Genomic DNA, 10,133 nt, shown 5'->3' on the forward strand with positions numbered 1-10,133 from the left:
ATCAACAAGAATATGCCGTTTTTCTATTGATTAATAAAGCTGGATTTCAAATTGATAAGGATTTTGAATTTTCATTGAGTTGGAAATATGATGGGCAATTCATTTATCAACATCAACGGATTGGCTATAAAATTAGTGACAGTGGAGTATTGCCGGATCAATCTGCTACGATTTTGACCTTGCCAATATCCAGCGAGCAAAAACAAATTGTCGAGACCATGACACAAGAAGAAAAGATGTCATTAGAGATGTCGGATTTAAAAGTAAAGAAGTAGGTTAAAAAATGCCATTATATATTATATTTCTTTTTGCAATAGGGGGCGGGTCGATCTATTTCCTAACTGCTTTCTTCATTTACTCCTACATTTCTAAGCGTTTTGCAAGAAGGAAAAATCTATCAACAGAACGGGTTGATGGCATTGTTGTTGGCTATGCATACGCAAAACAAGTGATTCCACCCATTGTAGAATATATTGTTGATGGAATAGCTTATAAGAGGCAATTGGAATACCGTTGGACCGTAGTGAAATCGGCTCCTTGGATGAGTCGAAAGGCGGTAGCTGATACACCGGATCTTTTGGGTGAAAATTTAGTGATTTCTAGAAACTCAATTGTCTCTTACACAAACGTTTTAAAAGAAGCATTTCCTAAAGGATCCACCATGACCGTCTGGTATAATCCTCAAAATCCAAAAGAGTCTTATGTTGAACGTTTTTGTAATAAAGATAAACTGTATAAAAAGTTAGCTCTTCTCTTTCTCATTCTCTACATCGTTTATATGATCGTTTTTGTGACACTTACTATTTTATCTATAATATACAATTGGAAAGCAAATTAAGGAGGGATCATGTCAAAATCTAGTCAACAAGCTGCAATTCGATCACAGATTAGTGCAGCACAATCAAAAAAAGAAGAATATTTGAAGAAAGCTCGAGAAGTAAAAAAAATCTATGAAGAATTAAGAACTATCAAGGGTGAATTTGTAAAACAGAAAAAATCTTTGGATACTAAGAAAAACGAACATGATGATTCATGGACGGGTAATCTTCATAGTACAAAATTTGTTACTCCAGCAGAAGATCTAATTGAGAATTTTGATTCTAGTATTAAAGCGATGAATGAAAATATAGATAAGTTGCTTAATAAAATAAACGAGTATGAAAATAAAGCGATGGAACAAGATGGATTTATTGGTCAATTAGGTATATTATTGAATAATATTAGTGGATGGTTTGAAAGTTTTGTTAATTAATACGCTATATTTCTGAAGTTTATTACTAGAGTTGAATTTAAAAGGCTTTTTATCAACTGTGGATGATTGATGAAAAGTTACAACTAAGAAAGAAATAACTGATTCTTTCTCAGATTGAAGAAAAAAGCCATTTTGGATAATTTTCTTCAATCTTTTTATATTCTAAGCAATAAAAATTTATCCCTTACCAGAAAGATTTTCCCTTAGAATATAGTGTATTTTAAGGGAAAAATTATCAATTTAAGTAGAAAGACTATGATTAATTTCTAGGTATTGTGTACCGATCATAGTTTTTCTATATTATCTTTTGTTAATTTTGTGAAACGAAATCCCCCTCAACTCTCTCCACCCAGTGACTAACTTGATCTTCAAACTAAATTTCGATAAGATAGTAAGGGATGAAGTATAAATGATGGATAAGGAGTGACCGATGTCTAAAGAAACTTATTTACAGCTGAAGAAAGAATTTTGGATGCGTTTTGCTTTTAATGTGGGGATTGCAGGGATCGGTCTTGTGTTATTGATCGTTATGATCTTCAATCAATCGCGCTATATTCCCTACTTGCTTGTGGTTATGGGGATGATTTCCTTAATGAACCAAGTCTTGGTCATGCCGACCAAGGCTAAGAAAGATGCCTTTGAGAAAGAGCATCCGGAGTGGAAGGAGGTGTCGGTCAAAGGCGTCAAGGTTGACTCTCAGGAACAGTCAAAACGCTATGGGGTGAGTCTGATCGCTTTGATCGTGGTCATCGGTTCTTTCTTTGCTATGTATCGTCCGACCCTCCAAGCGCAAAAAGAGCAAGAGGAGAAAGTGGAAATCCGGCAGAAGTTGCAGCCTGCTATGGAGAATATCCAAAAGCAAGAACAAAGCTCAAGAGAAGCGGTCCAGTCTCAGATGAAGGACCTACTTCGGACACCAAGTTCAGCTCAGAAACAGAGGCAACAAGTGGGGAATGATCAGGATTGCCTGCTGTTGACCAATCATTGAGAAATCACTGTCCTATCGGTGATTTTTTTGTCTTCACTTCTCCCTCGAATTAATCCTTAAATTGTGATAAAATAAGGGTTACGAATGTTTTTGAATGGTTTGTTTTGCATAGAAATCGGGCTACTCAAAAGCGAGCAAAAGAATCAAGATCAAGGGAGAAACAATGTCCAACACCTTTGAAATTTTAATGGATCAGCTGGATATGCCGCTGGAGATGCGATCTTCCAGTGCCTTTTTGCATGCGGAGATTCAAGAAGTCGTGGTGCATAAGGTCAGCCGGGTCTGGGAGTTCCGCTTTGCCTTTGCGGAAGTCTTGCCGATTGCTTTGTTTAAGGAATTGCGCCAGCGCTTGAAGGACGAATTTTCAAAGACGGGAAACCAAGCGACCTTTACCATCCAAGTGGCGAATCCGGACTTTTCTGAGGATTTGTTGCAGGCCTACTACCGGGAGGTCTTTGAGGATGGACCTTGCGCGAGTCAAGGCTTTAAGGGGCTTTACCAAGACTTGCAGGTGCGCGCGGAAGGTCAGGAATTGATCATCTCAGGGCCTTCTTCGGTCGATACAGAGCATTTTCGTAAGAATCATTTGCCTAACCTTGCCAAACAGTTGGAAGCCTTTGGTTTTCCGCATTTCACCTGTCGGGTGGAGTCTGATGAGGAGTTGACAGAGCAAGAAGTAGCGCGCTTTGAAGAGGAAAATGAAAAGATCTTCCAAGCAGCCAATGAGGAGACTTTGCGGGCTATGGAATCCTTGGCTCAGATGGCTCCGCCACCAGCAGTCGAAGAAAAGCCGGTCTTTGACTTCAAGGCTAAGAAAGCGGCAGCTAAACCTAAGCTAGACAAGGCCGAGATCACTCCGATGATCGAGATTACGACAGAAGAGAACCGGATTGTCTTTGAGGGTGTGGTCTTTGACGTGGAGCACAAGGTGACGCGGACTGGTCGGGTCCTGATCAGCTTTAAGATGACCGACTATACCTCGAGTTTTTCCCTTCAGAAATGGGTTAAAAATGAGGAAGAAGCCCAGAAGTTTGACATGATCAAGAAGAACAGCTGGCTACGGGTGCGGGGAAATATCGAAATGAACAATTTCACGCGTGACTTAACTATGAATGTCCAAGACATCCAGGAAGTCGTCCATTATACCCGCAAGGACCTGATGCCAGAAGGCGAGCGCCGGGTGGAATTCCACGCCCATACCAATATGTCGACCATGGATGCCCTGCCGGAAGTCGAAGAGCTGGTTGCCAAGGCAGCTGAGTGGGGCCACAAGGCTGTAGCCATCACCGACCATGGCAATGTGCAGAGCTTCCCGCATGGTTTTAAAGCAGCCAAGAAGGCTGGGATCCAGCTGATCTATGGGATGGAAGCCAATATCGTAGAGGACAAGGTGCCGATCACCTATAACGAGGTGGATCTAGACCTCAATGAAGCGACTTATGTGGTCTTTGACGTGGAAACGACAGGACTTTCAGCCATCTACAATGACTTGATCCAGGTCGCCGCTTCTAAGATGTACAAGGGCAATGTCATTGAGGAGTTTGACGAGTTTATTGACCCGGGCCATCCTTTGTCGGCTTTTACGACCCAATTGACAGGGATCACCAACGAGCATGTCCGTGGGGCCAAGCCCTTGGTACAGGTCTTGAAGGAATTTCAGGCTTTCTGTGAGGGAACGGTTCTTGTCGCCCACAATGCCACCTTTGACGTGGGCTTCATGAATGCTAACTATGAGCGTCATGGCTTACCAAAGATTACCCAACCAGTCATCGATACCCTGGAATTTGCCCGTAACCTCTACCCAGATTTTAAACGGCATGGCTTGGGACCTTTGACCAAGCGGTTTGGGGTCGCTTTGGAGCACCACCACATGGCCAACTACGATGCGGAAGCAACGGGGCGCCTGCTCTTTATCTTTATCAAAGAAGTCGCTGAAAAGCATGGGGTGACCAATCTCAAGGATTTGAATATCGATTTGATCGATGAGAATTCTTATAAGAAGGCCCGGGTCAAGCATGCGACTCTCTATGTCAAGAACCAGACCGGACTTAAGAATATGTTTAAACTGGTCTCGCTTTCTGGGACCAAGTATTTCGAAGGAGTCCCACGGATTCCCAAGACTGTGCTGGATGCCCACCGCGAAGGCTTGATCCTTGGATCGGCCTGCTCAGAAGGGGAAGTCTTTGATGCGGTCATGTCACAAGGCGTGGATGCGGCGGTCGAAGTGGCCAAGTACTACGACTTTATTGAGGTCATGCCACCGGCTATCTATGCACCTCTCATTGCCAAGGAGCAGGTCAAGGACATGGACGAGCTCCAGACCATTATCAAGAGCTTGATTGAGGTGGGAGATCGCCTCGGCAAACCCGTTCTTGCGACAGGAAATGTCCATTATCTGGAGCCAGAAGATGAAATCTATCGGGAGATCATTGTCCGCAGTCTCGGTCAAGGGGCTATGATCAACCGGACCATCGGGCATGGAGAAGATGCCCAGCCAGCGCCACTTCCTAAAGCGCATTTCAGAACCACCAATGAAATGCTGGATGAATTTGCCTTTCTAGGAGAAGACTTGGCGCGAAAATTGGTCATTGAAAATACCAACGCACTGGCAGAAATCTTTGAACCCGTTGAAGTGGTCAAGGGTGACCTCTATACGCCTTTTATCGACAAGGCCGAAGAGACAGTTGCGGAATTGACCTATAAGCGAGCCTTTGAGATCTATGGTAATCCGCTCCCTGATATTGTCGATTTGCGGATTGAAAAGGAATTAACCTCTATCCTGGGGAATGGCTTTGCCGTGATTTATCTGGCTTCACAGATGCTGGTGCACCGTTCCAATGAGCGGGGCTACCTGGTTGGATCGCGTGGATCCGTTGGGTCCAGCTTTGTCGCGACCATGATCGGGATTACCGAGGTTAATCCGCTCTCGCCTCACTATGTCTGTGGTCAGTGCCAGTACAGTGAGTTTATCACGGATGGTTCTTACGGTTCCGGCTTTGATATGCCTAATAAGGACTGCCCAAACTGTGGTCACAAGCTCAGCAAAAATGGACAGGATATTCCCTTTGAAACCTTCCTTGGTTTCGATGGAGACAAGGTACCCGATATCGATTTGAACTTCTCAGGGGAGGACCAGCCGAGTGCCCACTTGGATGTCCGGGATATCTTTGGGGAAGAATATGCCTTCCGGGCAGGAACGGTTGGTACTGTGGCTGCTAAGACGGCCTATGGCTTTGTCAAGGGTTATGAGCGGGATTATGGCAAGTACTACCGAGATGCCGAGGTCGAGCGCTTGGCTCTTGGTGCAGCTGGGGTCAAACGGACGACCGGTCAGCACCCAGGGGGAATCGTTGTTATTCCAAACTATATGGACGTCTATGACTTCACTCCTGTGCAGTACCCAGCCGATGATGTGACAGCCGAATGGCAGACCACCCACTTTAACTTCCACGATATCGACGAGAACGTCCTCAAGCTCGATGTTCTGGGACACGATGATCCGACCATGATTCGGAAGCTCCAGGACTTGTCAGGCATTGATCCAAATGATATCCCTATGGATGATCCAGGTGTTATGGCCCTCTTCTCAGGAACCGATATCCTAGGAGTCACACCGGAGCAAATCGGTACCTCAACTGGTATGCTGGGAATCCCAGAGTTTGGGACCAACTTCGTTCGGGGCATGGTGGATGAAACCCATCCGACGACCTTTGCCGAGTTGCTTCAGCTTTCTGGTTTGTCTCACGGTACCGACGTATGGTTGGGAAATGCCCAAGACTTGATCAAGGCAGGAATTGCCGACCTATCAACCGTTATTGGATGTCGGGACGACATCATGGTTTACCTCATGCACGCTGGCCTAGATCCAAAAATGGCCTTTACCATCATGGAGCGGGTGCGGAAAGGCATGTGGCTTAAGATTTCTGAAGAAGAGCGCAATGGCTATATCCAAGCCATGAAGGAAAACAATGTTCCTGAGTGGTACATCGAGTCCTGTGGGAAGATCAAGTACATGTTCCCCAAAGCCCATGCGGCGGCCTATGTTATGATGGCCCTTCGTGTGGCCTACTTTAAGGTGCATCATCCTCTCTATTATTACTGTGCCTACTTCTCGATTCGGGCCAAAGCCTTTGACATCAAGACCATGGGTGCAGGCCTTGAGGCCGTGAAAGCGCGGATGAAGGAGATTGCTGAGAAACGCAAGAACAACGAAGCTTCCAATGTGGAGATCGACCTCTACACCACCCTTGAGATTGTCAATGAAATGTGGGAGCGGGGCTTCAAGTTTGGCAAGCTCAACCTCTATCGCAGTCAAGCGACAGAATTCTTGATTGATGGGGACACCCTCATTCCGCCATTTGTCGCTATGGATGGTCTAGGAGAGAACGTTGCCAAGCAGATCGTGCGGGCGCGTGAAGAAGGAGAATTCCTTTCTAAAACAGAACTCCGTAAGCGCGGCGGTGTTTCGTCCACCCTGGTTGAAAAGATGGATGAGATGGGCATTCTTGGCAATATGCCAGAGGATAACCAGTTGAGTTTGTTTGATGATTTGTTCTAATTTAAAGTCAACTTGTTCAAATAAGCCGACTAAGTTTCATCTAATTAAGACTTAACAGTAAAACCAGTAGAGATGATTTTTTATGATTTTCATTTCTACTGCTTTTTAGATATGATATAGTATAAGTAAGTTTTTATCCAAAGACTAAAACTTTAGGAAGTTATATATTGAAATTATCAAAAATGATTGCTATAAATTACTAATAATGATACTCTCAAACAAGAGTAAGCTTAACGGAAGTAGTGTTTGCTATACCTTAATAACTTTTCGATATGGAATGGAGATAAGTATGATTTTAGGTGAAACTTATAGGAAAATAAGAGAAGAAAAGGGGATTTCTATTTCTTCATTAGCAGGTGCTGAAATTTCAAAATCTCAAATATCTAGATTTGAATTAGGAGAAACAGAGATTTCTGTCTTTAAGTTATTGTATCTTCTTGAAAGAATAGGAGTAACACTAGAAGAATTTCTGCTTATCTGTAATCATTATCAACCTTCGGATTTTAATACCTTAATAGCTTATGTTAAACAGGCTGCATATAATGAAGATGCTCAAGCATTACTAGATATGGTAGAGAAAGAAATAGAACTTTTTCATGGGACAAATTCTCATTACCATAAATTAAATGCTATTTTCATTGAAAGTATTGTTTCGGGAATGGATAAGAATCATCAATTGAGTCAACAAGACGCCTCTTATCTTACAAACTATTTATTTTCTGTTGAAAACTGGGGTTATTACGAAACGCTCATCCTTGGAAATTGCTGTCGTGTTCTATCTCCAGATTTATTATTTAGATATGCCAAAGAGGCGCTCAACAAAGGGAAGTTGTATAGTTCTATACCTAGAAATAGACAATCTCTCATTCAACTACTTCTCAATTCTTGGATTATAATGATTGAGAACGACTTATATGAGGAATCTTTATTTTTAAAACAGGCTACGAAGAATATATTAGCGGATTCCACAGATTTTTTTGAACAAACTATTTTGCTGTATTTAGATGGATATTTGGAACTGAAATTCTATCATAATCAAAAATCACTTTTAAAAATCGAAGAAGCTTTAAAAATTTTCGAACTCTTCAATAAAACAATCTACAAAAATTACAAAGAATACTTTGAGAAACACATCATTCATTTAGTAGACTAGGCCATTTACCTATAAGGTAATAACGTGATCAAACTCTTCCAATATTTTTGGATTTTGATCATGAGTAATGACAATAACAATTGCATCTTTAATGGATAGAATGTAGTCCATTATTTCTTTTGCTTTTATTGGATCAAGGTTACTTGTAGGTTCGTCAAATATATAAACTGAATATGTTTTGACTAAAAACCTAGCTAAATCAATTCGTTGCTTTTCTCCTTCTGAAATGATTTGCTTTGATTGAGCTAGGTTTTTACGAAGGAAGTCTTCATTAAAACCTAAGGATTTTCTTAATTTTTCAGTTAAATGAAGGTTTCTAGCCAATTTGATATTCTCTAGAATATTGCCTTCAATTAGAAAGTCATTTTTTTGCACAAACGCAATATCTTTATATAACTCCTCTGAGGGAATATCAATATTCTGTTTTCCGTTGATTTTTATTTCTCCATCATAAAGATTTTTTGGATAATAATTTAGTATTAATTTTACTAAAGTTGTTTTCCCAGCTCCTGAAGCACCTATAATTGCATAGCGCTTGCCTTTTTTAAATTCATAGGAAAAATGATCAAATAATATTTTATTTTCAATTTCATAATGTAATTGGCTAATAGAAATGGTCGAAATGTTATCGCAATCAATTGTACTTGTTTTATGGAAAGTTCCATGATTTGTCTCATATAGATTTTCTTGGATATTATCAATAATGGACTTGCTACTGCTGATTAAATTTTTATTGTAAAGAATAGATTGTAATGGAGCAAAAACACCGTTTAATAATTGAATACTTGCTACGAGTAATCCAATAGTCAGTAAGTTATTTCTTACAAAAAAGATACCAGCGACCATACAGGATAGTTGAGAGCCAAAACTTAGTAAAATTCCAGTAGTTGAAGCTAAGTCTTTTAAGAATTGATATGTTTTTCTGGACTCTTCAAATTCTAAACTGATTCCCTGAATTTTTTCTTGGGTCCGGCTTTGAATATTTAATAACTTAATTTGTTCAAAACCATCAATAAAGTTTGTCATTTTTGATAAATAGTGATTATTTTGTAGAGAATAATTATTAGTTGCTTTAGTCATTAACTTTCCAGGAATTTGTGATAGGAAAACCGTTATACTCGACAATAAAAGAAAGACTAATGCTAATCGCCATTCTATATAAATAATAGCAACCACACTCATGATAAGGCTCCCTAAATTTGAGATTAGAGAGATTCTAGGGATTAATAAATTTTCTTGAATAAGGTCACTGTTTTTGGTGATATTATTTAAGAAATCTGAATGGTTACGGTTGTCAATTTGATTAAATTCACGCGATAAATAATGTAATAAGAGACTCCTTTTTAGATCTAAAATAACTTTTTTTACATATTGGTTTTTAAAATAGGAATAGAAACAAGAAATCAAGAACCACAGTAAAATCGAACCTACAGAAATAGTGATATGAAAGAGTAATCCACTATTTGAATTAGATATACTATCAAGTATTCTTCCTAATTGCAGAGAGAAGAATGTCATTAAAAGAGCACTTGTCAAACTTAATAAAATAATCAAGAAATATAGTAATTTATATTGTTTCGTAATCTGGTTCATATTTTTCACCTCTTAATCTATGATAGCAACATTATATTCTAAAACTAAAACTCAGGCTGAGATCTCCCATATTTGGGACATTAATTTTATTTCTTTACTATATTTTGGCTTATAGACATCCGTTGTATATCCAATGGATTTACAATATCCTTCTCTTTGTTATAATAATCAATAGAAAGAAGGTGAGAGTATGTCTAAGACGAGTATGAGTATTCGTTTGGATAGTGAGGTTAAGGAACAGGCCCAACAGATTTTTAATCATTTAGGGATGGATATGACAACAGCCATCAACATTTTTCTCCGTCAGGCTATTCAATATCAGGGCTTACCTTTTGATGTTCGATTAGATGATAATGGGAAGTTGCTCCAAGTCGTAACGGATGTAGAGCAAAATCGGAATATGAGTCAACCCTTTGAATCAGTTTCAGACTTGATGGAGGACCTGCGTGCTTAAGATTCGTTAGTGGCAGACCATGTGTTGTTCCTTTCCACCGCCATGCTCTCGGGAGCGATTGCTCTAGCCAGCTTATGTTCAGCCTTGAAAGAGTCGATGACAGAGAGTGGGACAGAAATCGGTCATTCGTTAGAA

At 40.3% G+C, this 10,133-nt stretch carries 7 protein-coding genes and 1 pseudogene; 7 read left to right on the forward strand and 1 reads right to left on the reverse strand.

What is annotated here, in order from left to right; translation table 11 throughout:
- From HMPREF2893_RS05145 to HMPREF2893_RS05170, 6 genes and pseudogenes are all read left to right on the forward strand, one after another.
- A pseudogene (locus tag HMPREF2893_RS05145) lies at positions 1-275 on the forward strand (hypothetical protein); the annotation flags it as partial.
- An 8-nt stretch (positions 276-283) separates the two neighbouring features.
- Positions 284-838: a DUF3592 domain-containing protein gene (locus HMPREF2893_RS05150; protein WP_049482417.1), complete on the forward strand. Its 555-nt coding sequence runs from the start codon at positions 284-286 to the stop codon at positions 836-838.
- Between the two features lie 9 nt (positions 839-847).
- Entirely contained in the window at positions 848-1,252 is a 405-nt protein-coding gene (locus tag HMPREF2893_RS05155; RefSeq protein WP_049482422.1) for a DUF5082 family protein, read from the forward strand.
- 430 nt (positions 1,253-1,682) lie between these two features.
- Positions 1,683-2,240 (forward strand): hypothetical protein, encoded by a 558-nt coding sequence (locus HMPREF2893_RS05160; RefSeq protein ID WP_070448960.1) that lies wholly within the window; start codon positions 1,683-1,685, stop codon positions 2,238-2,240.
- A 163-nt stretch (positions 2,241-2,403) separates the two neighbouring features.
- Positions 2,404-6,798, forward strand: coding sequence for a PolC-type DNA polymerase III (locus HMPREF2893_RS05165; RefSeq protein WP_070674782.1), 4,395 nt, complete (start codon positions 2,404-2,406; stop codon positions 6,796-6,798).
- Positions 6,799-7,087: 289 nt separating this feature from the next.
- Positions 7,088-7,951, forward strand: coding sequence for a helix-turn-helix domain-containing protein (locus HMPREF2893_RS05170; RefSeq protein WP_070674785.1), 864 nt, complete (start codon positions 7,088-7,090; stop codon positions 7,949-7,951).
- Between the two features lie 9 nt (positions 7,952-7,960).
- Here HMPREF2893_RS05170 and HMPREF2893_RS05175 read toward each other — a convergent pair whose 3' ends face one another.
- The gene (locus tag HMPREF2893_RS05175) at positions 7,961-9,544 is read right to left on the reverse strand and encodes an ATP-binding cassette domain-containing protein (RefSeq protein ID WP_070674788.1); all 1,584 of its coding nucleotides are present in this window, start codon (positions 9,542-9,544) and stop codon (positions 7,961-7,963) included.
- Between the two features lie 190 nt (positions 9,545-9,734).
- Here HMPREF2893_RS05175 and HMPREF2893_RS05180 point away from each other — a divergent pair, with 190 nt between their 5' ends.
- On the forward strand, positions 9,735-9,998 hold the full coding sequence (locus tag HMPREF2893_RS05180; RefSeq protein ID WP_070674791.1) for a type II toxin-antitoxin system RelB/DinJ family antitoxin: 264 nt from the start codon (positions 9,735-9,737) through the stop codon (positions 9,996-9,998).
- Positions 9,999-10,133: the final 135 nt, after the last annotated feature.

The organism is Streptococcus sp. HMSC072C09, from assembly GCF_001813105.1.
GTDB lineage: Bacteria > Bacillota > Bacilli > Lactobacillales > Streptococcaceae > Streptococcus.

What these genes read in the sequence shown, in the direction of transcription:
- HMPREF2893_RS05150 (WP_049482417.1), top strand. Translation starts at nt 284, where the DNA reads ATGCCATTATATATTATATTTCTTTTTGCAATAGGGGGCGGGTCGATC.
- HMPREF2893_RS05155 (WP_049482422.1), top strand. Translation starts at nt 848, where the DNA reads ATGTCAAAATCTAGTCAACAAGCTGCAATTCGATCACAGATTAGTGCA.
- HMPREF2893_RS05160 (WP_070448960.1), top strand. Translation starts at nt 1,683, where the DNA reads ATGTCTAAAGAAACTTATTTACAGCTGAAGAAAGAATTTTGGATGCGT.
- HMPREF2893_RS05165 (WP_070674782.1), top strand. Translation starts at nt 2,404, where the DNA reads ATGTCCAACACCTTTGAAATTTTAATGGATCAGCTGGATATGCCGCTG.
- HMPREF2893_RS05170 (WP_070674785.1), top strand. Translation starts at nt 7,088, where the DNA reads ATGATTTTAGGTGAAACTTATAGGAAAATAAGAGAAGAAAAGGGGATT.
- HMPREF2893_RS05175 (WP_070674788.1), bottom strand. Translation starts at nt 9,544, where the DNA reads ATGAACCAGATTACGAAACAATATAAATTACTATATTTCTTGATTATT.
- HMPREF2893_RS05180 (WP_070674791.1), top strand. Translation starts at nt 9,735, where the DNA reads ATGTCTAAGACGAGTATGAGTATTCGTTTGGATAGTGAGGTTAAGGAA.